Source organism: Campylobacter estrildidarum, from assembly GCF_005406205.1.
GTDB classification, from domain to species: domain Bacteria; phylum Campylobacterota; class Campylobacteria; order Campylobacterales; family Campylobacteraceae; genus Campylobacter_D; species Campylobacter_D estrildidarum.
Window position 1 is genome coordinate 139,869 of sequence record NZ_NXLZ01000003.1, and the last position, 23,237, is coordinate 163,105.

Here is a 23,237-nt window from a genome sequence, read left to right on the forward strand (position 1 = left end):
AATGGTTTAGAAAAACTCTGATTTTACAAAATTTTTCTTTAAAATTTAATGAATTTTATTAAAAACCAAGCTCTACTCCACCATTTTTATGAAGCTTATAGCTAGGTTTTTTTCCTTTTTCTTGCGTGTTTAATGTATTGACATTAAAAAGCGAATTTTGTATCTGCTTTTGTATCATTAAGGCAATATTTTCCCAAGCTTTATATTCTTTTTGAACGTCGCGAGTGACAATTAAACTTGTATTTAAAGTCTTTGATAATACAATTTCTCTTGTAGGATAAAATATAAGCTTGTAAGATAGATTAATTTTTAGCTTATTATAAGAAATAAAATTATCTTGTTTAGATGCATCTAAAATTTTATATTCTAAAATATAATCAGCACCTAAAACATTTCCTAATTTAGAAATTTCTTCACTAGAGCTTTGTTTACTTTCAATGAGCTTGTCTTCGTTTTTAAAATCATTCTCTCGCTCTAAGAGAGTAAAATAATCACTATTGGAAAAAACATCGTTTAAGGCTTGAGTTAAATTTTTTCCTATATTTGCATCATTTTCATCAAAAAGTATGAGTTTTGGCTTTTGATCGCTTTGGTAAAGATATTTATAGGCTAAAAGTCCGATTTGCCAATCGGTTCCGTTGTTTTCAGCGGAGGTAATTTCATAGCTGTCAATACGTCCATTGCTTACATTTTGAAGTGTATTTTTTGAATTTTGAACAATCTGTCCTTGAGCTGAAAATTTAAAATCAACGCTTTTAATTTCTTGTCTTAAATTGATTTTTGATACACCTTTAAGCTTGGATAAAGCATCAATTAAAGCGTTGTTTAGCGCTTCTTCTCTTGTTTGACCAGTTCCAAAACCTTGTGAAATTTTTTGAAACTTAGTTCTTTGATGAGGAAGTGTTTTTGAATTTTGAATATTATCTTGATTACTAAAATTGACATCTTCAATAGGAGTGTAATCATAAATAATAACATTTTTTTCATTTGGAGCTTTTATAATATTTTGATTTTCAGCCCAAAGCAAAGATAAAAAAGCTATTAAAATAAAAAAATTTCTCATTTTACCAAGTCACCGATTTACTAGTTCCTGTTTTATCAATTGTTTTTTCATCTTCCCAATAAGCAAGTCCTGAGTTTAAATCTGTAAGTGTTAAATGAAAAAAGTACTCTACTTGTATGTCCCCATTTCTAAGTTTGACATTATCTTGACGAATTTTTCCACTTAAAGAAAAATTAGGAGCTATTAAAGTTCCTTTTTGAGAAATAGTATTTTGATTGAATTCTTCATTGTCGCGTAATCCCCTTACAGCTTCACTCATTTCATCACGAGCGCCTCCTGCTGCAACAGCTGTAGTGAGAATAAATTTACCCGATTTTCTAAGTGCTATGGTAATTTTACTTATAAGCTTATCTGTATCTATTCTTTGCGGTGTATCATTGACGATTTTTCCAATAGCTATCACTTTTCTCTGACCTTGTGAAATATTGGAAAAAGCAGGATCTTTCAACATACTCTCGATCATTTCTTGTGCTGTTTTTTCAAAATCTTCTCTATCAAGTCCTAAAGTTAAAGCATCACCTTGTTTTTCTTGACTTGCATAACCATCTGTATAAACAGGTGCCCCACAAGCTACAAAAAAAATAGCTAGAAAACAATAAAAAAATAAATTTCTCATTATTAATTCCTTTTTTTAAATTAATTATACTCTATTTAATTTTCAATTTTGTAAATTTGACTTGGAATCGCTGGGTTAAATGATCTAATTAAAATCAATATATCTTTATTTTGATCTAAAAAATTAGAATAAATTAAATGATTATTATCATCTTGAATTTTAATAAAACCATTATTATCGAGCATTAAAATTTGAATATTCTTAGGTAAAAAATTCCAAATTCTCAAATCACTCCTTGTTGTTGTAGCAGTAAAAATATTGCTTACAAGAGTTAAAATTCCGCTTTGATCATTGTTTGCTATAGTCATATTTAAACTAGTTTTTAAAAGAGTTGAAATTAAAGATTTAGTAATTTTAGCATTTAATTCTTCTTTAAATTCGCTTGCAACCACCTCATCAAAATCAAATACATTTGAAGTTTTCACAAAATCTGTATCATTTGAGATATTTAAATAAACATAAGATTCATTTCGCTTTTTTAAAGTTGGTAAAGTCACACTTGCTGTCACGATATGTTGATCAAAAATAAAAGGTAGAGTAAGTGAAAATTCGTCCAATGCAGGACTCAAACCATTTTCATAAATGATGAAAACATGTTTTTTTAATTTTTGCGGATTTAAAGCTTTAGAATACTGATCAAAAAGCTCAAATTCTCTTTGTATTTCCTTATCGTTATTATAGGCTGCATAAACTTCTTTAAATAAATCAGAAGCTTTTTGATAATCATGGTCCATAAAAAAAAATATTGAAGAAATATAAGTTGCATAAGCGTTTGTGTAATTTTTTTGCGCATGAAATTCTTCAAAAAGATTATTGTATTGATTTGCAATAATTTCAATATTTTTATCGATATTTTGCTCGAAATTCTCTTCTTTTTCAACCTTTTTTCGCATCTGTTCAATTTGATTAGCAAAATATTCCTTAGCCATCTCTTGTCTTGCTAAAGCACGATTAAATTCTACCCTAGCATTTGAAAAATCTTTCAAACTCATAAAATTTAAGCCTTTATAAACATTTACCATAGTGCGTTCATACCAAGTACCTTGATAATCATTTATTCCATCATTTATTAGTGTAGAAGTTATTAAATTTGTGTTTTTAGAAATAGTGCTTTTTAAATCAACATCATATTTATAAGAATTTTCCACTTGATCAAAAATTATGTTACTCAAATTAAAATCTTTGCAATCCCTAGCAATATACGCTGCATTTAAACCTTTAAAAATAGTATCATCATTTTGATGGATCGCTTGTAATTGTTTTTCAAAAAAATTATGATCACACCTTTTAGAAAACAATTCTTCTTGATAGAGAAAATTTTGTTCTTGGTGAGTTGAGCAGGCGCTTAAAATAAATATAATAAAAAATAATATTATTCGATACATTCAAAATAATTCCGTAAAAATTTAATTTTAAACTATATCAAAAAATTAACAATAGCCCAAATGGACTATTGTTATTTACATAAAAAGACCAGCAGCCACAAAGCCTAAAGCTACTGCAATAGCGATAGCTAACACACCTGGTATAAAGAAAGAGTGATTAAAAATAAATTTACCTATTCTTGTTGTTCCTGTATCATCCATTTGCACAGCACCCAATAAGGTAGGATAAGTTGGCAAAACAAAAAGTGCAGAAACTGCAACAAAACAAGCCACTAACATATAAGAATCGTTCGGACTTGCAGTAGTGATACCTAAAGAAGTAATGACCACAGGAACAATAGCTTTAGCCGTAGCTGCTTGAGAATATAAAAGCATACTAGCAAAGAAAAATGCAACCGCAAGTGTTGCTGGAATTTGTTTTACCCAATTGCTAGCTAAATCTGTAATTTCATTGGTGTGACCCGAAACGAAAGTATTTCCAAGCCACGCAACGCCAAAAACACAAACACAAGCTGTCATTCCACTTTTAAAAACACTTGTATCTAAAATTTTTGTCGGATCTACTTTGCAAAACCAAGTAATCAAAGTAGCTGCTGTTAACAAAAAGCTCATAATAGCCGAATCTCTTGAAATAACAACCGGATCTATCCATCGAATATTATTAGAAATTGCTGTTGCATATAAAACCACGCATAAAACCGTTGTTAAAAAAATCGCCACTGAAAGTTTAGCACCTGGTTTATCTTCTGCTTGTAAAACTTCATTAGCATCTTTAACAAGTCCTGTTTTTAAACGCTCTTGATAAATTTTACTTTTACTAAGATCTAAAGGGGTAATAAGGCTAACTATAAAAGCCGTTAAAATACAGGCAATAAAAGTTGTGCTTATCCAAATTCCCAATAATGTCGGATAATTCCATCCAAATTGTTCTAAAACTCGACTCATATAAACAACAGCGGCACTAACAGGAGATGCAGTGATACCTATTTGAGAAGCAACCACCATCAAAGAAAGTGGAACTGAAGGTTTGATATTTTGAGATTTTGCAACATCGACAACCACAGGCATTAAAGAAAATACAGCATTACCTGTTCCTGCTAAAAGAGTTAAAAGCCAACCACAAATTGGAGCTAGATAATTAATAAATTGTGGATGTTTCCTTAAAAACCTCTCAGTAAGCCTTACCATATAATCAAGACCACCGGCTTGCTGCATTGCAGAAATTGCTGCAATAGCTGCAGCAATGATTAAAATAACATCCCAAGGAATACTACCTGGCTTCATACCTAAAGCAAGTCCTAAAACAACAACTCCTATACCTCCTGCATAGCCTATAGCTATACCCCCTAAACGAATTCCTATAAAAATAGAACCCAAAAAGACAATGATTTGTAGAATTAGCTCCAAGCTCATAATAAAAACCTTTTATTTTTCGATGCGTGGATTTAACATATTTTCAGGAGTTAAATATTTTTCAAGCTTTTCTTTTGACAGCAAACCTCTTTCTAAAACAATATCGGCTACACTTTTTCCAGTTTGCAAAGCTTCTTTTGCAACAGATGCTGAATTTTCATATCCTATATAAGGATTAAGTGCAGTAACCAAACTGATAGAATTAAACATGGTTTTTTTACAATTTTCAGGATTAGCTGTTAAATGCTTAATGGCCTTGTTAGCTAAAGTTAGCATTGCATTTTCTAAAAGAACTAAAGAATTAAATAAAGCATAAGCAATTCCTGGTTCGAATGCATTAAGCTCAAATTCTCCTCTTTCTGAGCAAAGCATTATAGTTACATCATTTCCTATAACCTCATAACAAGCCTCTCCTACAACTTCTGGGATTACAGGATTTACTTTACCTGGCATGATAGAACTACCTGGTTGCATTTGAGGTAAATTAACTTCGCTTAAACCACATCTTGGACCTGAATTCATTAATCTTATGTCGTTAGCAATTTTAGAAAGTCTAACCGCAGCAGTTTTTAAAGCTCCGCTTACGTGAACAAAATCGGCTGTATCTTGAGTCGCTGCTATAAAATCCTCTGCGGGTCTAAAAGTAGAACCTGTTATATCACTTAAATATTTTTCAACTAAATCTTTATAATCAGGATGACAGCAAATTCCTGTTCCAATCGCTGTTGCTCCTAAATTTAGATAAGTCATTGATTCCCTTGCTTTAGTAATTTTTTCTATATCGCTTTTTAAATAACTTGCAAAAGCATTAAAAGTATTTCCTAAGGTTGTAGGAACAGCATCTTCAAGCTCTGTTCTACCGATTTTTAATATATCTTTCCATTCTTTTGCTTTAATTTCTAATTCATTTTTTAATACTTCCATAGCTTTAAGTAAATCGCCCATTTTAGCGTGAACTGCGACTTTAATAGAACTTGGATAAGCATCGTTAGTTGATTGTCCAAAATTTGTATTGTCATTTGGATGAAGGTATTGATATTCACCTTTTTTATGGCCCATCATTTCAAGAGCGACATTAGTAATCACTTCATTAGCATTCATATTTGTACTTGTTCCAGCACCACCTTGAACCATATCTACTACAAATTGATCTAAAAATTCGCCATTGATAATCCTATCACAAGCTTTAACGATATAATCAGCTCTATCAGCCGGAACCATTCCTAAATCTTTATTGGCTAAAGCTGCTGCTTTTTTAACTTGTGCAAAAGCTTTTACAAAGAACGGATATTCTTTTAAAACCCTACCGCTCATCTTAAAATTTTCCAAAGCTCTGCAAGTTTGCACTCCATAATACACATCGTCAGGAATTTCTAATTCTCCTATAAAATCATGCTCTTTTCTTGTTCCCATTTTAAACCTTTCGTATAGTTTGTATTTTTAATTTAAACACTAAAAATCTTCGTAGATTAAGTATATTCCTGTTTTAGTTAATATTTAGTTAATATTATTAACATTTATTCAAGTAAAACTAAATAATAAAGATTAAAAATACATCCTTAAATAAATTTTGTTATAATTTTCCTCAATAAAACTTTGGATTATTGTATGAAAAAAATAACTATTGATTTAGACAATATTAAAATAAACGAGGATTGGAAAAATTTTTTAAAGGAAGAATTTTTAAAACCTTATTTTTTAGAAATTAAAAAAAAATATATTCACGCTTTAGAAAATAAAAAAACAATTTATCCACCAGCAAATTTAACTTTTAATGCCTTCAATCTTACTCCTTTCAAAGATTTAAAAGTGATCATTTTAGGGCAAGATCCTTACCACCAAGAAGGTCAAGCAATGGGACTTAGTTTTTCAGTTCCTAAAGAAATTAAAATTCCCCCAAGCCTAGCTAATATCTATAAAGAGCTTTATAATGATTTAAAAATTCAACCTGCAAAAGATGGGGATTTGAGTTTTTGGGCAAAACAAGGGGTTTTGCTTTTAAATTCTATTCTTAGTGTTGAAGCTGGAAAACCTGCGAGTCATAGTACCTGGGGTTGGCAAGAATTTAGCGATGCTATCATATCTAAACTCAGTATAGAAAAAACAGGACTTATTTTTATGCTTTGGGGGAATTTTGCAAAATCTAAAAAAAATCTTATTGATACAAAAAAACATTTTATATTAGAAGCTGCTCATCCTAGTCCATTAGCTAGAACAGGATTTTTAGGCTGTAGGCATTTTTCAAAAGCAAACGAAATTTTGCAGAATTTAAAAAAGACACCTATAAACTGGAATTTAAACATCGAATAAAATTAAATGTTATTATAAATAAGATTAAAGAATACAACACTTAAGTCCGTAAAAAAGCGGACTAATTTTGCAATATTTTTAAAAGATTCAAACTCTATATCGACTGATTTTTTAAATACTTTAGTTTTTAAAAATTATACAATTTAATTTATTTGAAATATTAATTGGCTTAAAATAAACAATACAAACTAACAAGAATTCAAAACTTAAATATATTATCATCAACATTTAAAGTTTTATTATTTAAATTTTATTAATTTTTTAAAAAAATAATCTGTTACCAAAATACACAAATTTTTAATAATACTATGCAATATTTTTGATTTTTATTGTTTTTTTGCACCTTTTTTTAAAATTTTTGATAAGATTCTCTAGTTATATTCAAAGTAGTATCAAAAAAGGAGAAAATATCTGATGTGGGAACAAGTTTATGATCCGATGGGAAATATTTGGTTAAGTGCTTTGTTTGCATTTTTACCTATATTTTGTTTTTTGGTTTGTTTAGTTTTTTTCAAGCTTAAGGGTTTTCAAGCTGGATTTTTAACTGTTATAGCTGCATCTTTGGTTGGGCTATTTATATATAAGATGCCTTGGAATTTAGTTGGTGCAAGTTTTGTGCAAGGTTTCATTAATGGTATGTGGCCTATTGCTTGGATTATCATTGCAGCAATTTTTCTTTACAAACTTTCAATCAAATCAGGATCTTTTGAAGTGATCAAACAAAGTGTGATGAGTATTACTCCTGATCATAGAATGCAAGTGATACTAATCGGCTTTTGTTTTGGTTCGTTTTTGGAAGGTGCTATAGGTTTTGGAGGTCCAATTGCCATCACAGCAGCCCTTCTAGTTGGACTTGGTTTTAAACCATTGCAAGCAGCAGGACTTTGTCTTATAGCAAATACTGCACCTGTAGCTTTTGGTGCTGTTGGAATTCCTGTAATTGCAATGTGTGATTTAGTCAAAATTGAAAGTCAATCCGTTTCAGCTATGATCGGTAGAATGCTTATACCTCTTAGTTTTATTGTTCCATTTTTTGTTGTATTTTTAATGAATGGCTTTAAAGGAGTTAAAGAAACCTTTCCTGCTGTTTTTGTAGCTGCAGCAAGCTTTACCCTTACTCAATATCTAAGTTCTAATTACTTAGGTGCTGAACTTCCAAGTATTATTTCAGCTGTATCTTCTTTAGCAATTACGACAATATTTTTAAAATTTTGGAAAATAAAAAATATTTATCGCGTAGATGGTAAAACAGATTTTCAAACAAATACAAATTTAAGTTTTGGCGAAATTTTAAAAGCTTGGACTCCTTTTATCTTACTCATTATTTGTATAATCTTTTGGACTCAACCTTGGTTTAAAAATCTTTTTGGAAAAGATGGAATTTTTGCCTTTACTAGTATTACTATTGCATTTAACAATATCACTCAAGGAATACTTAGTCCTTCTATTGTAGATGCAAGCATTTCAAAACCAGTAAGCTTAAATTTAGCTATAGATTTCATTAACGGCAAGACAGTTGCACAAGCAGGAACAGCAATTTTATTTGCTGCATTTTTGACTATTTTTATCTTAAAAATTAAAGCAAGCGATGCTGCAGAATGTTTTGGAGCAACCTTAAAAGAAATGGCTATCCCTTGTCTTACTATAGGTCTTGTTGTAGCTTTTGCGTTTATTTCTAAAAATAGTGGTATGAGTGCGACTTTAGGTCTTGCCTTTGCTCACACAGGAGATATATTTTCATTTTTCTCTCCAGTAATAGGCTGGATAGGAGTATTCTTAACGGGATCAGACACAAGTGCAAATCTACTTTTTGGAACCTTGCAACAAGCAACTGCTCAAAAACTTGGAGTTAATGAAGTTTTATTTTTAGCAGCAAATTCTGTAGGGGGTGTTGTAGGAAAAATGATCAGTCCGCAAAGTATAGCCGTTGCTTGTGCAGCTGTTGGTTTAGTAGGAAGAGAATCAGAGCTTTTCAAATTCACGCTTAAATATTCAATAGCTTTTATTATTTTAGTAGGAATTTGGACTTGTTTTATTGCCTTCTTCTTACAAGGTATTATTCCTAGTGCTATTTTAAAATAATTAAAAGAGGTAAAAATCAATGAAAAAAGTATATTTTTACGCAACTTGCTTAGGGACAGCTGCTATGCAAGATACGATTTTAAATGCTCTAAAACTTTTACGCTTAGAGGGCGTGGAAGTTATCTTTAAGAAAAAACAAACTTGTTGCTCTCAACCTTCTTTTAACTCAGGATACTTTAAAGAAAGTAAAGAAATTGCTATGTATAATGTAAATCTTTTTGATGAGCATTATCCTATCGTTGTTCCTAGTGGATCTTGTGCTGGAATGATGAGTCATGATTATTTAGAACTTTTTAAAGATGATCCACAATTTGAAAAAGTAAAAAATTTCAGTGAAAGAGTAATAGAACTTTCTCAATACCTTGATGAAGTTCTTAATGTAAATTATGAAGATAAAGGTGATCCTATAAAAATAACTTGGCATTCAAATTGTCATGCTTTAAGAGTGCAAAAAAGCATTGATGCCAACAAAAATTTGATCAAAAGACTTAAAAATGTTGAACTCGTTCCTTTAACTTATGAAGAAGAATGTTGTGGATTTGGTGGAACTTTTTGTATTAAAGAACCTGAAATTTCAAATGCTATGGCACAAAGTAAAGTCAAAGATATACAAAATACTGGAGCAAAATATCTAGTAAGTGCTGATGGAGGTTGCCTTTTAAATATAGGTGGAACTATGCAAAGAATGGGACTTGATATCAAACCTATCCATTTATATGACTTTTTAGTCAAACGTTTGCAAGGAGAAAAACTATGAATGCTAAGATGCCTCACGAACAAATCGTTCATTTGAAATTAAACGATAAACAAATGCAAGAAAACCTTGTTAATGCTATGCATACTTTACAAACAAATCGCTTTAAAGTAATCGATGCCAAATTTCAAGATTGGCAAGGTTTAAGATCGAAAGCAAAACAAGCTAAAAATAATGCTTTAATGAGCTTAAAAGATCGCTTACTTGAATTTGAAAAAAATGCTACAGCTAATGGAATGATAGTGCATTGGGCAGACACCAAAGAAGATGCTTGCGAACTAATCTATGAACTTATGATCGAAAAAAATATTACTAAAGTTCTTAAGGGTAAGTCTATGGCAAGTGAAGAAATAGGCTTAAACCATTATCTAGAAAATAAAGGAATGAAAGCCATTGAAACCGATTTGGGTGAGCTCATTTTACAATTAAACGATGAAGCGCCTGTGCATATCGTAGTTCCAGCCATTCATAGAAATCGCTATGAAATAGGAAAAATTTTCAAAGAAAAATTAAACTCTGAGTTAGAAAGTGAACCTGAAAAACTTAATGCTATCGCAAGAAAACATTTAAGAGATGAATTTGAAGGCTTAAAATTAGGGCTTAGTGGGGTTAATTTTGCCATGTCTAAAGAAGGAGCTTTTTGGCTTATAGAAAATGAAGGCAATGGTAGAATGTGTACCACAGCTCCAGATATCCATATAGCACTTTGTGGTATAGAAAAAGTAATGGAAACTTTTGAAGATGCTGCTACTATGGTATCTTTACTCACTCCTTCTGCTACAGGACAATTTATACCAACCTATAATAACATCATTACAGGGCCAAGAAAAAATGGGGAATTGGATGGCCCTAAAGAAGTGCATGTGGTATTGTTTAATAATAACCGCACCAATATGCTTTCAAACGAAGATTATTACGAAGCTTTAAGATGTATAAGATGTGGTGCTTGTATGAATTTTTGTCCTGTTTATGATCAAATAGGAGGACATACTTATCAAACAACTTACCCTGGACCTATAGGGGAAGTGATCAGTCCAAACATTTTTGGCATAGATCATACAGGCGATATTTTAACTTTTTGTTCGCTTTGCGGACGTTGTTCAGAAGTTTGTCCTGTCAAAATTCCTTTGGCTGATCTTATTAGAAAACTAAGACGTGATAAAGTAGGACAAGGGGATAATCCGCCTATAGGTGCAAACTTGGTTCATCACAATGCTATGGAAGCCTTTACTTTTGCAAGGTTTAAAAATCTAGCTACCAATGGTAATTTATGGAGATTTTCTCTTTCAAAGGCTCATTATTTTAATTCTTTATTGCACAATTTTAAAGATTCTTTACCAGTAATTAAAAATTGGAGTGCTTTTAAAGAATTACCACAAATCAAAAAAGATTTATATAAAGAAGTAGAAAAACTTGAAGGAGTTATTTATGAGTAAAATTGCACAAATTTCTTCAAAAAGCAAGGAAAGTATTTTAAAAAAACTTGAAAATTACTATTGTGATAAAGAATTTTCACGCACTCCAAGTATAGATCCTGTAGAACATATTTGCACTACAGAAGATATGCTTAGCGAATTAAAACAAAAAATGAGTGATAATAGATATATCGTTGAAGAAAGTACTCAAGATAAACTTGAAGAAAAAATCAATGAAATCGCGTCAAGCTATGGCTATACTAAGCTTATTTATCCTCAAAATCTAAATTTAAATTTAGAAAAAATCAACGCTGAACAAAAAATATGCTTTGATAAAAATATAGAAGAACTAAGATCTGAAGTTTTTCATAGTGACTTTTCTATCATTCACGCAAGAGTGGGGGTAAGCTCTCATGGTGTTGCTCTAGTGCTTTCTTCAAAAGAACAACCTAGAATGCTTTCTTTGGCTCCAAAACTTTGTATTGTTTTGCTTAAAAAAGAAAATATAGTTAAAAGTCTTAGCGAGGCTTTAAATTTAGCAAAAAAAGAAAATGAGAATTTGCCAAGCAATATTTTGTTTATCGCAGGACCTTCAAGAACAGCCGATATAGAACTCATCACCGTTTTTGGAGTTCATGGGCCACAACAAGCGCATATTATTATTTACTGATTTTATGTATATAGAATCAGTAAATCTTGAATATAAATTTTATTATATAAATAAAGTAATTTCCAATTAATAGCATAATAAACAATGATACAATTATGCGTAATTAATAATTTTAAATATAAAAAAGAAGACATTTTATTTTAAACAAAAATATAAATGATCATTTTGAGAAAATTTTTCTCGATAGAATAAACAAAAGAATGTCCATTTTGTCAATAATAAAATGGACATTAAAAAGATTAAGCTTTAGATTTACTTACGATATTGATAATATTTGAAGCTACTTCATCAGCAAGTTCTAAATGAGAAGTAAAGCCCACACAAGAACAATTAATCTCGCCTAAGACATATTTGTCATTACCTTTTTCATCAGTATCTAAAATAAAATCGGCCGTCCAAATCAATGGTAAGTCATAATTACCTAATTTTTCTCTTACTTTAGGAAGTTCACTCAAAAACATATCCACTAAGGCCTTCCAATCTTCTGGCTTATCATAACGATATTTTGCTCCACTAAAAAGCGTAGCAGAAAAAGCATCAGCATCTTCAGCTGGTTTTTTATGTACCACATTTACAGGTGTGCTGTAAAGCATTAAAAGTCTGATTTCACCTTCTTTAATACGTGGTAAAAAAGTCATATCCACAAGCATACCATTATCGCCTATAATGTACTGCTCACAAAAATCCATAAATTCTCCAAGCTCTCTATGCTCTACATGATTATCCTTAGCTTCTGTACATTTGATTTTTGTATTTAAAGGTAAACTATCTCCACTGACACTACCTTCTACACTCACACGCCAAATTCCTTCTCCTGTAGAGCCACGATTTTGTTTTATAACCCTTTCACCTTTAGCCAAGCTTTTTGGGAAATTTTCTTTAAAAGTCTTGATATCATAGTAAGCATAAGTATCACTTGGAACAAGATCAGTATCTGCTAACTTTGTAAGTGCATCTTTAGCACCATAACCTATCATAGCATCAGGGTGAGGCATACCTACAAGCTTATCATCACAAAGTTTTCTTAACATATCAAAATATTCATTTTCTTCTTTAAGATTACCAGGATTGATACGCGAAACATAACCATCAAAATTTTCTTTTACATATTTGTAAATTTCATCTTTTTTACCCACCTCAAAAAAAATTACCTCAGCATTCCAACCCTTAGCTTTTAAAGCATTTACCATAGGCATAGTATCTTTTCTATAGCCATCTTCTCCTTTGTCACTTCCACCTCGAACTTCGAAAAAAACGATATTTTTTTTCATTACCTTACTCCTTAATTTTAAAATATAAATGATTATTGCATAAAAATATTACAAAAATTAAACAAAAAATATTTAAGATTTTATCTAGCACTTGTAAAACTATTATTAGCCTTATAAACAATTTCAATTAAACTTTTACTTATCAAACTTGAAGCTTGTCCTTCTAAACGATTAAACAATTTATCGATTTTATCTTCTTCTTTCCAAGTAGGATTTTGAACTTTACTGAGTTTTTCAAGCTCTTTTTTAGCATTTTCATAATTACTTAAGCCATCAATTAATCCTAACTCCTTAGCTTTTTGTGCTAAAAATACTCTTGCATTAGCCCAAGTATTTTTTTGAGTTTTATCTAAATTTCTCTCCTTAGAAACAAAATCAACAAATAAATCATAACTTTGATCGATTAAATCTTGTAAATATTGTTTTTCTTTACCGCTCCAAGCCCTCGTAAAAGTTCCAGCACTCTTAAATTCTCCCGCTTGTATGGTTTGCTCTTTAATGCCCAATTTATTGGCCAACTCGCTAATATCGGCACCCTGCATAATCACTCCAATCGATCCAATAAAACTGGCAGGATTGGCCAAAATTTTATTCGCCCCTACTCCTGCTAAATAACTCCCACTTGCCATAGTGCCACTTGCATATACTACCACGGGTTTTTTAGCCCTTAAATCTTTTATAGCCAGGGCAAGCTCCATACTTGGAGCAAAAGCACCTCCTGGTGAGTCAATGACAAAAAGCACTCCTTTAATTTGATCATCATTTTTAGCATTAATTATTTTTTCCAACACAGAAGAACTGTCAAAAATTTCACCCTTTAAATCAATACGTTCTAAATTTGCAAAATGTGAATTTGTGTCTTGACTTGAAGCAAAAATCCAAAGAAAAATCAATAGTAAAACAAAAGTTTTAAAATAAGTGTTGATAAACTTTATGCCATTTCCTAAAGTTTTAAAAAATAATTTTATAAATTGCATTCTCTTCCTTTTATAAAAATTTTTTGCACCTCTTTAGCATTTAAAATAAATTGCAAAGGAGCTTGTTTTTTTTCACATTCTCCAAGATTAAAAACGCTAAAATCAGCATTTTTTCCTACCCTAATCTCCCCTGTATTTAAATTTAAAGCCTTTGCAGGATATAATGTTGCCATTTGCAAAAGTTTAGAAGCTAAATTCAGTAAATCTTCCCTTTGATGAATTAACAAATTTGTACGCATTTCATCAAGTATTGATAAAGAAATATTAGAACTAAGTCCATCTGTTCCAAGATGGATGTTTAAACCACTTTGCAAAGCTTTTTTTAAATTAAAAGTTTTTTGACTTAAAAGACGATTTGAAAAAGCACAATGAGTTATAGAATGATAATTTTTATCAAGCCACTCATATTCTTTTAAATATACACAATGTGTAAAAAGAGTTTTTACACCCTTAAAAAGTTTTATATAATCCTTTGGGGTGTAAAATGGTTTTGGATCAGGTATAAAATTTTCTAGCCATTTTTTAAAACCACCTTGTGCTTTTCTTAGCCAATTATTTTCAGCTCTGCTTTCTAAAAAATGAGTGCTTACTAATAAATCATATTTTCTTGCTATATCAAGTGCAAAATGGGCAAGTTTTGGATGGGTAGAATAAGCAGAATGCACAGAAATCGCGGGAATAAAAAATTCGCTCTTATATTTTAAAGAATTTTCGAATCTTTGTAAAAATTCAGCCTTTTTTTCTTCAATTTGCTCTTCATTTGTCCCTAAAATTTCATTAAAAAAAATAACACGCATTCCATTTTCACTAGCTTTTAAACAAGAGGTTAAATCGCTCCCAAAACTTGAAATTTCACCTATAGTTCCCACTCCACTTCTTTGCATTTTTTTTATATTTTTAAGAATCAATTCTTCTTTAGCCTTAGCGCTTAAAAAAGAACGAGACTTAATTACACTCTTAAGCCAAATTAAAAATTCCCCAAAGTGCAAAGTGGTAGAATTGGCACTAAATTCTAAATGAGTATGTGGATTAATAAATGCAGGAAGAATGATCGAATTTTGATCTGTTTTTATCCATTGAGCTTTAGGATATTTTTTTAACAAATCCTCAAGTTTTCCTAATTTTAAAATTTGGCTCTCAAAAACTAAGGCTTGGTTTTCTAAAATAGTAAAATTCTCATCACATAAAAAAATATATCTTGCACTAATAATATACACAAATTTTTCCTTAAATAAAATTATGATTGTAGCAAAAATTTATTTTAAAATGTTATAATATAAAGTTAAAAATTAATGTTAAGGTGAATTTTATGAAAATAATGGTCATCCAAGGTCCAAATATCAATATGCTAGGTGTAAGAGAAGTCAATATCTATGGTGCAATGAAAATGGATGATATCCACGAACAAATGAAAATTGCAGCTTCTCAAAATAATGTTGAGCTTGACTTTTTTCAAAGCAATTTTGAAGGTGAAATTGTAGATAAAATCCAAGAATGCTTAGGAATAAAAGATGGAATTATTATAAACGCTGGAGCTTATACTCATACTTCTATAGCTATTCGTGATGCGATAGCAGCTGTGGCTTTGCCAACTATTGAGGTGCATATTTCTAATACTCATCGTAGAGAAGAATTTCGCCAAAAAAGTCTTATTGCTCCAGTTTGTGCCGGATCAATTATAGGTTTTGGTCCTTTTGGATATCATTTAGCTCTTATGGGTGTGATCCAAATTTGTGATCAAATCAACAATTTACGCACTATGCAAGCACAGGCACAGGTTCAAAATAAACCATAATGTTAAAACTTAAAGGAGCAAGGCGACTGGAAAAAAGTCGTTTTTTTCCTTATTTTAGCCGATATAAAAAGGAGTTTAAGTATTTTGCTATTTTAGGACTAGGGAGTAATATAGAACCTGAAAAAAAACGTTTTGATGCTTTATTTAGAAAATTTATAGATGATAAAAGGATAAAAATTTTAGAAACTTCACCCTTTCTCATCAATGAAGCTTTTGGATTTAAAGCACAAAAGGATTTTACTAATGCAATTATGTTAGTACAAACAAATTTGCACGCAAGAGCTTTTTTGAAAGTTTTACTTTTTTATGAGTTAAAATTTAAACGCAAAAGAACTTTCAAAAACGCTCCTAGAACACTTGATTTGGATCTTTTGTATTTTTCTAGAAAGGTCAAGCGTGATAGGTGGTGTGAGGTGCCTCATCGCGGGGTTAAAGAAAGAATAAGTGTAATTTTACCTTTAGGCTTGATAAAAGGATTATAAATGGGACAACTTATCCATACCTTTACCGTTGAAGATACAGATCAAATCATACCTAAAGTCAAAGAAGACTATGGTGATAAAGCTTTAATCATTACCAACAAACAAATTCGCCCAAAAACCCTTAATCGTGGTGCACTCTATGAAGTTATGGTTGCTATCGAAGAAGCTGATTATCATGAACATCTTAAAAAAATGGGAAAAAGCTTACCACCTAAAAAACCTGTTCAAAAAAATATCCCAAATCCTAATTTAGAAAAATCAAAAGCTGAAAATATAAGCGAGGATGAAGATGTTATTCTTGACTTTTCAAATGCGAAAGCAAGTTTAAATTTGGGAGCATCTAGAGTTGATAAAAAAAATTATCAAGACTTTCCGCAAAACAAAATAAATCCTAATACGAAAATGGGTTTTAATGACTTTAAAGAACGCCTAAGTGAAGTCAGTAGTGAAATCTCTAAAGTTACTAATACTCCTTTGGAAGATTATACACCACAACCAAGTTATAATAAAAAAATAGAGCACGTTGAAAAACAAATTAATAAGCTCAATGATAAAATAGATCTTTTAGCAGATATGATGTGGGATGAAAAAGCTGAAGCTAGAAATAATCTTATTATCCCGCCAGAATTTGCGACCATTTATAAACAAGCTAAAGAAAGTGGTATGCTTGAAAAGCATTTAGAGGCTATAATGAAGGCAACAATTGAAAATATGCCAGCCTCTATGAAAACAAATAAAGAAGCGGTGCAAAGATATTTTTACTCTCTTTTAAGAAATATTTTGCCTTGTCGCATTGAAACTGATGTTAAAAAACAAAAAATTATGATGTTAGTTGGTCCAACAGGAGTAGGAAAAACCACAACTTTAGCAAAGTTGGCTTTTAGATATGCTTATGGGGATAAACGTTATAAAACGGGTATTATTACCCTTGATACTTATAGAATTGGAGCTGTAGAACAACTTTTTCAATATGCAAAGATGATGAAGCTTCCTATAATTGATAGCATAGAACCAAAAGATCTTGATGAAGCGATTAAAAGCTTAAACAATTGTGAAATTATCTTAGTTGATACCATAGGAAATTCACAATATGATCAAACTAAACTTGCTAAAACAAAAGAGTTTTTAATGCATTCTAATGCAGAAATCGATGTAAATTTGGTTGTTTCTGCCAATACCAAACTTGAAGATTTGATGGAAATTTATAAAAATTTTTCATTTTTAAATATTGACACTTTAATCATTACAAAATTTGACGAAACGAAAGTTTTTGGTAATATTTTTTCTCTTATCTATGAAACAAATATACCTCTTAGCTTTTTTTCAATTGGACAAGAAGTTCCTGATGATATAGAAATAGCAAATAGTGACTTTTTAGTTCGTTGTATTTTAGAAGGCTTTAATAAAGGACAAAATAATGGATAATCAAGCTAATAAGCTTCGCTCTCTTATGAACCAAGATGGAACCAAAAAGTCTCAAAATACTCATTTTATAGCTATTACAAGTGGTAAAGGTGGAGTAGGCAAAAGCACTATTAGTGCAAATTTAGCCAATGTTTTGTCACATAATGGTTATAAAGTAGGTCTTTTTGATGCAGATATTGGTTTAGCGAATTTAGATGTAATTTTAAATGTGCGCATACAAAAAAATCTTTTACATGTTTTACGTGGAGAATGCTCTTTAGAAGATATTTTAATAGAAGTCAAACCTAATTTATGGCTTATACCGGGCGAAAGTGGAGATGAAATTTTAAAATATAATGATAAAAATATTTATGAAAGATTTTTAAACCAAGCAAGTATTTTGGACGAACTTGATTTTCTTATTATTGATACAGGAGCAGGCATTGGTGGCAATATTTTAAATTTCTTAGAAATGGCTGATGAAGTTATAATAGTTACAGTTCCAGATCCTGCAGCAATTACAGACGCTTATGCCACTATAAAAACGACTTCAAAAACTAAAGAAAATTTACTTATGTTGTTTAATGTCGTTAAAAATGAAAACGAAGCCTTAAAGGTTTTTGAAAATATAAAAAAAGTTGCTGATGCCAATATTAAAAATCCTCTTAATTTGGAATTTTTAGGGCATCTAAGCTCTTCTAAAGACGTAAGCTCTAGCATAAAAAAACGAACTCTATTTACAGATGAAAATACCAATGCAAGCGATGAGTTAAAATCCCTAGCATCTAAGCTTTTATACAGGTTGGAACGGAAAATGCTTGATAATGTTTCAAATCGAAGTTTTTCAAATTTCTTTAGAAAAATTATCGAAAGATTTTAGCAATTAAAGAAGGAATTATGAGACCAGAAAATTATGTAGCTTTTTTTACAGTTTGCGGGTTTTTTATAGGACTTGCCTTTAGTGTTATTAGCATAGATGAAGCTTTTGATATTTTAATTTTTACTTGTTTTATCACTTTTATGTTTTATGTTTGTATTCATATTGCTATTATGACTTTTATTGATGTTAAAAAAATCAGTGGAAGAATTTTCAATAAGCACGATTATGAAAAAACTAGCAATAATATAATTAACGATCTTGTAATTAGAGAAAAGAAAATGGATATAATTCTAGATAAACTCAATGAAGAAAGAGAAGAGTTAAAGAAAAACGAATCTAAAGAAAGACGAAAAAATGCGAAAAGAGCCGCCTAAAGCTTATGCTCAAACATTAAAAAACGAACAAGATGAATTAGTCTTATCTTATATGCCAGCACTTCGTGCAATGGCTTTTCGTTTAAAAGAGCGTTTGCCTTCTAGTATTGATGTTAATGATCTAATTAGTGTCGGGGTTGAAGAAATGATAAAACTTTCTCGCCGCTATGATAAAGATCAAAATGATAGTTTTTGGGGTTTTGCTCGAAAACGCGTTAATGGCTCTATGCTCGATTTTTTACGCTCTTTAGACGTAATGAGTCGTAATAATCGTAAAATAATAAAAGACATTGATAATTTAATCGATGAATACTTTAGAGAAAATGAACAAGAACCAGATGATGAATATTTAGCACAAAAACTTGATTTAGACATAGAAAAAATCAAAGAAGTTCGCACAGCACACGCGATCAGCTATACCCTACCAATTGATGAGCAAATAGAGCTTTACAATGAAGATGATACTTTAGAAAAACTTGAAAAAGAACAATTTTTAGAAAAAATACAAGAAATTTTAGAAGGATTAAAAGAACGCGATCAACTTATTATTCAACTTTATTATTATGAAGAATTAAGTCTTAAAGAAATTAGTGAGATTTTAGAAATTAGCGAAAGTAGAATTTCTCAAATTCACAAAAAACTTCTTAAAAAACTTAGAGAAAGGCTAATTTAATGGCAGAAATACTTTCCCAAGAAGAAATTGACGCCTTACTTGAAGTTGTTGATGATACAGAAGCACCTGCAGCTTCAAATTCTAAAGAGGACAAAGAAGAAAGAAATATAGTTGTATATGATTTTAAGCGTCCAAATAGGGTTTCTAAAGAACAATTAAGAACTATAAAAAGTATACACGATAAGCTTGCAAGAAATTTGGCTTCTCAAATTTCGTCTATGATGAGAAGTATTGTTGAAACAAAACTTCACTCTGTGGATCAAATGACTTACGGTGAATTTTTAATGTCTTTACCAAGTCCTACAAGCTTTAACGTATTTTCTATTAAACCTTTAGATGGAAATTGTGTTTTGGAAATCAATCCAAGTATTGCTTTTCCTATGATCGATAGACTTTTAGGCGGTCAAGGTGAGAGCTATGAAGCTTCAAGAGAGCTTACAGACATTGAATTAAATCTATTAGATTCTATTTTGCGTATTATTATGCAAAGACTAAAAGAAAGCTGGGGAAGTGTTACGGAAATTTACCCAAGTGTCGAAGCCAAAGAATCAAGTCCAAATGTTGTCCAAATCGTATCTCAAAACGAAATTGTAATTATGGTTGTAATGGAAATCATTATAGGAAATTCAAGCGGAATGGTTAATATTTGCTATCCCGTTGTGCATTTAGAAAGTATTTTAAGTCGTTTAGCAAATCGTGATATTATGATGGGTGAAACTTCAGCAAAAAAATCAAGAAATAAAGAACTTAAAACCTTAATTGGTCGTGCAGAAGTTGTTTATGAAGCAATTTTAGGAAAAACTTTAATCAATGTGCATGAATTTTTAGAATTAAAGCAAGGAGATATTTTAAAACTCGATAGAGAAGCTGATGATAAAGCTATTGTTTGTATCGATAAAAAAGAGGTATTTTTAGCACAAATTGGCTTACATCGTTTTAGAAAATCCATTAAAATTATAGAACTTGTACGCACAGATAAAGATGAGATTAAAGAAATCTTGGAAAAATATGAAGAAGAACGTAAAGCAAAAGCCAATGCTTATAATGCGGAAGATATGGAAGAGGAGGAAGAAGTATGATTAATGATTTTTTAAAATTATTTACGAATGAATGTATTAGCACCATAGAAGGTTTAACGGGAAAAAATGCAGAATTTAGCGAATATAAAGAATTTGATGTTTCATCTCAGGATACACTTAAACCGCCTTTAGTTTATGCTGTATTTAATATAAATAATGGAGGTAAGATAGGAATTTTAGCAAGTTCTGTTCTTATGAGTGCTATTGGTGAATGGATGATGGGAGAAGAAGAAATCTCTAAGAAAGATCAACTTGGCTCAGAAGAAATGGATGCAGCCAAAGAAGCTATACAAAATATTATTTCAGCTTTTTCTACCACATTAGGAGCACAAAAAGATATTCCAAAAATGGAATTTGAACTTAGTTCTTGTGATTTTGTAGCGGACAATGTTGATTTTAAGGATTTTATAAAGCTTTATTTTTTCGATGTAAAAATAGAAAGTCTAGAAGAGCAAATTTCTCTAGTTATGGACGAAACAATACATAATGTTTTAACTGGAAAATCCATAGAAACTCCAAATGATCAAACTGGAAATACGGGAGAGAAAGCCTTTGCAATTAGCGAAGAACTTAAAAATATAAATTTAATTATGGATGTTCGTTTGCCAGTTCGCGTTCGCATAGGTAATAAAAAAATGCTTTTAAAAGATGTTTTAACGATGGATATTGGTTCTGTTGTTGAGCTTAATCAACTTGCTAATGATCCGCTTGAAATTTTAATTGGAGAAAAAAGAGTCGCTTATGGGGAAGTAGTGATTGTGGATGGAAATTTTGGAGTGCAAATTACAGAAATAGGCTCCAAAAAAGAAAGATTAGAGCAATTAAGATAAATGAATATAAATAAAATTCAAAATACTAATATTTTAGATCATAGCAAAAAAACTTCAAATCAAACTCAAAGTAATTTTGATGATATTTTAAAACAAAGTCTCAATTTAAGTTCTTTAAGCCAAAATTCAAGCTATTTAGGTAATGTAAATAAGACAGAATTTAAAAAAGCTATTGACGATATTTTAAGCAAAATGGATCAAATAATCAATTCTACAAAAAACAAAGATCCTCATTTAATCGAATTGCAAAATCACTTTAAAGCACAAGTAGGAATTTACAATCTTGTGTTAAATGAAGCTCAAAAGGCAAGTGAAAATTTAAATACTTCAGACTCCAAAGAATTAATCAACAATTCAAAAGAATTAAGTAAAGATATGTTTTTACAATATTCTTTTGGATATGGTATAGCTGAACAAGCAAAAACATTTTTTGCAGCTGCTGGTGTGAGTGATGAAAATATACAAACAGATATAGCAAAAATTGCAAAGTATATTGATAATACTCAACATAAAATTGAGCTTGACAATGATAAGGTTATAAGAACTATGAATGAAATAATAAAAGATAAAAATTCAACTTATATATCTTATGCAGAATTTAATAATAAAAATCAACTATTAGAATCTTTACTGCAAATAAGTAATAAATAAAAATTTCATTTCTACCGATATACAAGGTAGAAATGATCAAAAGGCAGTAAAAAATGATAAATAGTATAAATTCTTACTCAAATTATAATTATTATACAAATACTTTAAATTCTAAAAAGAATTCTAAAACAAATGATTTAGTAGATAATAAAGAAATAAATAGCAATACAAATTCAAATAATAATATCTCAAACAATACTTCTTTAAAACAAATTAAACAAACAAATTCAAATTTAGTGAGTGATAAATCTAAGGCTATAGATAAAATACTAGGTTATGGTGTAGATGAAGATGGTTTTTTTACAAGTGATTTTAATGAAGCTGCAGGAATACCAAAAGATTATAAGATTTATGCTAAGGGTATGGAGAATTTTGCAAAAGATCAAATAAATACAGCGAAAGCTTTTACAAGTTTAGATATAGCCAAAAGTATAGGAAGAGCTTATAAAGTTTTTTCACAACTTATTGATGAGCCAAAAGGAAATTTTACAACTGAAGATATAAATAAAATTCCACAATGGTTTCAATGGGATAGTAAAACCTTGCAAGTAACAAAAATCTATACCAAAGATGAATATTATAAAGCTGCTAGCTCAAATCCTACAGGTTTTGTAGACGCAGCAGATAAAAGCTTGTATGAAAATTCTTTAAAAAATACTATAAGTTTTCCTGATTGGGATAGTTTTGGTGATGGTTATATCGATAAAAAATCAGATATTTTTAAATTAAGCACAGGTGTAGATATAGGGAAAAATATTTATACAAACATAGATGGTTCAATATCTAAAGGTGGAGTTTTGATGGCTTTTCTTGCTTCAAATAATAGTTCTCAATTTTTACGTGGGGAAACAACAGTTGCAGGTAAGTTAGCAGGTCTTGACGATGATTTTGGAGCAGATAAAATACAAGAGCTATATCAATTTATGAAAGATAATGATATTGCTTATGCTTTAGATGATAATATAGGTTCAAGTATGATGAAGATACTTTCTTTAACTGAAAATATAAGCAATGTAGAAGAATTCAAAAAACAATGGCTAGAAATGAAAGCTAAAAGTGATGCTATGGGAGAAAAATATAAGGCACAAATAGCACAACAAAATTCCAATCTTG

General features: G+C 30.3%; 23 protein-coding genes. 15 read left to right on the plus strand and 8 right to left on the minus strand.

Annotated features, from left to right (window positions below):
* Positions 1-58: 58 nt before the first annotated feature.
* From CQA69_RS02825 to CQA69_RS02845, 5 genes are all read right to left on the minus strand, one after another.
* Positions 59-1,063: a CsgG/HfaB family protein gene (locus CQA69_RS02825; protein ID WP_137620309.1), complete on the minus strand. Its 1,005-nt coding sequence runs from the start codon at positions 1,061-1,063 to the stop codon at positions 59-61.
* Position 1,064: 1 nt separating this feature from the next.
* Complete coding sequence (lpoB, locus tag CQA69_RS02830) at positions 1,065-1,679, minus strand: penicillin-binding protein activator LpoB (RefSeq protein ID WP_137620310.1); 615 nt, start codon at positions 1,677-1,679, stop codon at positions 1,065-1,067.
* Positions 1,680-1,714: 35 nt separating this feature from the next.
* Entirely contained in the window at positions 1,715-3,064 is a 1,350-nt protein-coding gene (locus tag CQA69_RS02835; RefSeq protein ID WP_137620311.1) for a hypothetical protein, read from the minus strand.
* 75 nt (positions 3,065-3,139) lie between these two features.
* Positions 3,140-4,477 (minus strand): anaerobic C4-dicarboxylate transporter, encoded by a 1,338-nt coding sequence (locus tag CQA69_RS02840; RefSeq protein WP_137620312.1) that lies wholly within the window; start codon positions 4,475-4,477, stop codon positions 3,140-3,142.
* Between the two features lie 12 nt (positions 4,478-4,489).
* Positions 4,490-5,890 carry an aspartate ammonia-lyase gene (locus tag CQA69_RS02845; protein ID WP_137620313.1) on the minus strand — a complete coding sequence of 467 codons (1,401 nt, stop codon included), beginning with the start codon at positions 5,888-5,890 and terminating at the stop codon, positions 4,490-4,492.
* Between the two features lie 195 nt (positions 5,891-6,085).
* Here CQA69_RS02845 and ung point away from each other — a divergent pair, with 195 nt between their 5' ends.
* The 5 genes from ung to CQA69_RS02870 all read left to right on the plus strand — a co-directional run bounded on the left by ung (position 6,086) and on the right by CQA69_RS02870 (position 11,708).
* Entirely contained in the window at positions 6,086-6,787 is a 702-nt protein-coding gene (ung, locus tag CQA69_RS02850; RefSeq protein WP_137620314.1) for a uracil-DNA glycosylase, read from the plus strand.
* A gap of 414 nt (positions 6,788-7,201) precedes the next feature.
* Entirely contained in the window at positions 7,202-8,869 is a 1,668-nt protein-coding gene (locus CQA69_RS02855) for a lactate permease LctP family transporter (protein ID WP_137620315.1), read from the plus strand.
* A 19-nt stretch (positions 8,870-8,888) separates the two neighbouring features.
* Positions 8,889-9,626 (plus strand): (Fe-S)-binding protein, encoded by a 738-nt coding sequence (locus CQA69_RS02860; RefSeq protein ID WP_137620316.1) that lies wholly within the window; start codon positions 8,889-8,891, stop codon positions 9,624-9,626.
* Positions 9,623-11,059, plus strand: a complete 1,437-nt coding sequence (locus tag CQA69_RS02865; RefSeq protein WP_137620317.1) for a LutB/LldF family L-lactate oxidation iron-sulfur protein — start codon at positions 9,623-9,625, stop codon at positions 11,057-11,059. Before CQA69_RS02860 ends, CQA69_RS02865 begins: the two co-directional genes overlap by 4 nt.
* Positions 11,052-11,708 carry a LutC/YkgG family protein gene (locus CQA69_RS02870; RefSeq protein WP_137620318.1) on the plus strand — a complete coding sequence of 219 codons (657 nt, stop codon included), beginning with the start codon at positions 11,052-11,054 and terminating at the stop codon, positions 11,706-11,708. Before CQA69_RS02865 ends, CQA69_RS02870 begins: the two co-directional genes overlap by 8 nt.
* Positions 11,709-11,947: 239 nt before the next feature.
* On the opposite strand, the gene CQA69_RS02875 is transcribed toward CQA69_RS02870, so the two are convergent.
* The 3 genes from CQA69_RS02875 to mqnF form a co-directional block, all read right to left on the minus strand.
* The gene (locus CQA69_RS02875; RefSeq protein WP_137620319.1) at positions 11,948-12,979 is read right to left on the minus strand and encodes a Cj0069 family protein; all 1,032 of its coding nucleotides are present in this window, start codon (positions 12,977-12,979) and stop codon (positions 11,948-11,950) included.
* Between the two features lie 80 nt (positions 12,980-13,059).
* Positions 13,060-13,956 carry a signal peptide peptidase SppA gene (sppA, locus tag CQA69_RS02880; protein ID WP_137620320.1) on the minus strand — a complete coding sequence of 299 codons (897 nt, stop codon included), beginning with the start codon at positions 13,954-13,956 and terminating at the stop codon, positions 13,060-13,062.
* A complete protein-coding gene (mqnF, locus tag CQA69_RS02885; protein ID WP_137620321.1) occupies positions 13,944-15,173 on the minus strand; it encodes an aminofutalosine deaminase family hydrolase in 1,230 nt (409 codons plus the stop codon). The genes sppA and mqnF overlap by 13 nt, the downstream gene beginning before the upstream one ends.
* A gap of 92 nt (positions 15,174-15,265) precedes the next feature.
* Here mqnF and aroQ point away from each other — a divergent pair, with 92 nt between their 5' ends.
* The 10 genes from aroQ to CQA69_RS09025 all read left to right on the plus strand — a co-directional run.
* The gene (aroQ, locus tag CQA69_RS02890; RefSeq protein ID WP_137620322.1) at positions 15,266-15,751 is read left to right on the plus strand and encodes a type II 3-dehydroquinate dehydratase; all 486 of its coding nucleotides are present in this window, start codon (positions 15,266-15,268) and stop codon (positions 15,749-15,751) included.
* The gene (gene folK / locus CQA69_RS02895; RefSeq protein WP_137620323.1) at positions 15,751-16,233 is read left to right on the plus strand and encodes a 2-amino-4-hydroxy-6-hydroxymethyldihydropteridine diphosphokinase; all 483 of its coding nucleotides are present in this window, start codon (positions 15,751-15,753) and stop codon (positions 16,231-16,233) included. Before aroQ ends, folK begins: the two co-directional genes overlap by 1 nt.
* On the plus strand, positions 16,234-17,658 hold the full coding sequence (gene flhF, locus CQA69_RS02900) for a flagellar biosynthesis protein FlhF (RefSeq protein ID WP_137620324.1): 1,425 nt from the start codon (positions 16,234-16,236) through the stop codon (positions 17,656-17,658).
* On the plus strand, positions 17,651-18,517 hold the full coding sequence (flhG, locus tag CQA69_RS02905; RefSeq protein ID WP_137620325.1) for a flagella biosynthesis ATPase FlhG: 867 nt from the start codon (positions 17,651-17,653) through the stop codon (positions 18,515-18,517). The genes flhF and flhG overlap by 8 nt, the downstream gene beginning before the upstream one ends.
* A gap of 17 nt (positions 18,518-18,534) precedes the next feature.
* Complete coding sequence (locus tag CQA69_RS02910; RefSeq protein WP_137620326.1) at positions 18,535-18,891, plus strand: hypothetical protein; 357 nt, start codon at positions 18,535-18,537, stop codon at positions 18,889-18,891.
* The gene (locus tag CQA69_RS02915; protein ID WP_137620327.1) at positions 18,872-19,564 is read left to right on the plus strand and encodes an RNA polymerase sigma factor FliA; all 693 of its coding nucleotides are present in this window, start codon (positions 18,872-18,874) and stop codon (positions 19,562-19,564) included. Before CQA69_RS02910 ends, CQA69_RS02915 begins: the two co-directional genes overlap by 20 nt.
* Positions 19,564-20,643, plus strand: a complete 1,080-nt coding sequence (gene fliM / locus CQA69_RS02920) for a flagellar motor switch protein FliM (protein ID WP_137620328.1) — start codon at positions 19,564-19,566, stop codon at positions 20,641-20,643. Before CQA69_RS02915 ends, fliM begins: the two co-directional genes overlap by 1 nt.
* Entirely contained in the window at positions 20,640-21,473 is an 834-nt protein-coding gene (gene fliY, locus CQA69_RS02925; protein WP_137620329.1) for a flagellar motor switch protein FliY, read from the plus strand. Before fliM ends, fliY begins: the two co-directional genes overlap by 4 nt.
* The gene (locus tag CQA69_RS02930; protein ID WP_137620330.1) at positions 21,474-22,124 is read left to right on the plus strand and encodes a hypothetical protein; all 651 of its coding nucleotides are present in this window, start codon (positions 21,474-21,476) and stop codon (positions 22,122-22,124) included.
* A 53-nt stretch (positions 22,125-22,177) separates the two neighbouring features.
* A partial coding sequence (locus tag CQA69_RS09025) for a Cj0814 family flagellar-dependent secreted protein (protein WP_212741623.1) occupies positions 22,178-23,237 on the plus strand: 1,060 nt, incomplete at its 3' end.

Bases quoted from the DNA above. Each gene is read 5' to 3' on its own strand.
- lpoB (WP_137620310.1), bottom strand. From the start codon at position 1,679: ATGAGAAATTTATTTTTTTATTGTTTTCTAGCTATTTTTTTTGTAGCT.
- fliY (WP_137620329.1), top strand. From the start codon at position 20,640: ATGATTAATGATTTTTTAAAATTATTTACGAATGAATGTATTAGCACC.
- CQA69_RS02865 (WP_137620317.1), top strand. From the start codon at position 9,623: ATGAATGCTAAGATGCCTCACGAACAAATCGTTCATTTGAAATTAAAC.
- CQA69_RS02870 (WP_137620318.1), top strand. From the start codon at position 11,052: ATGAGTAAAATTGCACAAATTTCTTCAAAAAGCAAGGAAAGTATTTTA.
- CQA69_RS02910 (WP_137620326.1), top strand. From the start codon at position 18,535: ATGAGACCAGAAAATTATGTAGCTTTTTTTACAGTTTGCGGGTTTTTT.
- aroQ (WP_137620322.1), top strand. From the start codon at position 15,266: ATGAAAATAATGGTCATCCAAGGTCCAAATATCAATATGCTAGGTGTA.
- ung (WP_137620314.1), top strand. From the start codon at position 6,086: ATGAAAAAAATAACTATTGATTTAGACAATATTAAAATAAACGAGGAT.
- CQA69_RS02845 (WP_137620313.1), bottom strand. From the start codon at position 5,890: ATGGGAACAAGAAAAGAGCATGATTTTATAGGAGAATTAGAAATTCCT.
- CQA69_RS02930 (WP_137620330.1), top strand. From the start codon at position 21,474: ATGAATATAAATAAAATTCAAAATACTAATATTTTAGATCATAGCAAA.
- CQA69_RS02855 (WP_137620315.1), top strand. From the start codon at position 7,202: ATGTGGGAACAAGTTTATGATCCGATGGGAAATATTTGGTTAAGTGCT.
- CQA69_RS02875 (WP_137620319.1), bottom strand. From the start codon at position 12,979: ATGAAAAAAAATATCGTTTTTTTCGAAGTTCGAGGTGGAAGTGACAAA.
- CQA69_RS02840 (WP_137620312.1), bottom strand. From the start codon at position 4,477: ATGAGCTTGGAGCTAATTCTACAAATCATTGTCTTTTTGGGTTCTATT.
- CQA69_RS02825 (WP_137620309.1), bottom strand. From the start codon at position 1,063: ATGAGAAATTTTTTTATTTTAATAGCTTTTTTATCTTTGCTTTGGGCT.
- fliM (WP_137620328.1), top strand. From the start codon at position 19,564: ATGGCAGAAATACTTTCCCAAGAAGAAATTGACGCCTTACTTGAAGTT.
- flhG (WP_137620325.1), top strand. From the start codon at position 17,651: ATGGATAATCAAGCTAATAAGCTTCGCTCTCTTATGAACCAAGATGGA.
- CQA69_RS02915 (WP_137620327.1), top strand. From the start codon at position 18,872: ATGCGAAAAGAGCCGCCTAAAGCTTATGCTCAAACATTAAAAAACGAA.
- flhF (WP_137620324.1), top strand. From the start codon at position 16,234: ATGGGACAACTTATCCATACCTTTACCGTTGAAGATACAGATCAAATC.
- CQA69_RS02835 (WP_137620311.1), bottom strand. From the start codon at position 3,064: ATGTATCGAATAATATTATTTTTTATTATATTTATTTTAAGCGCCTGC.
- sppA (WP_137620320.1), bottom strand. From the start codon at position 13,956: ATGCAATTTATAAAATTATTTTTTAAAACTTTAGGAAATGGCATAAAG.
- CQA69_RS02860 (WP_137620316.1), top strand. From the start codon at position 8,889: ATGAAAAAAGTATATTTTTACGCAACTTGCTTAGGGACAGCTGCTATG.
- folK (WP_137620323.1), top strand. From the start codon at position 15,751: ATGTTAAAACTTAAAGGAGCAAGGCGACTGGAAAAAAGTCGTTTTTTT.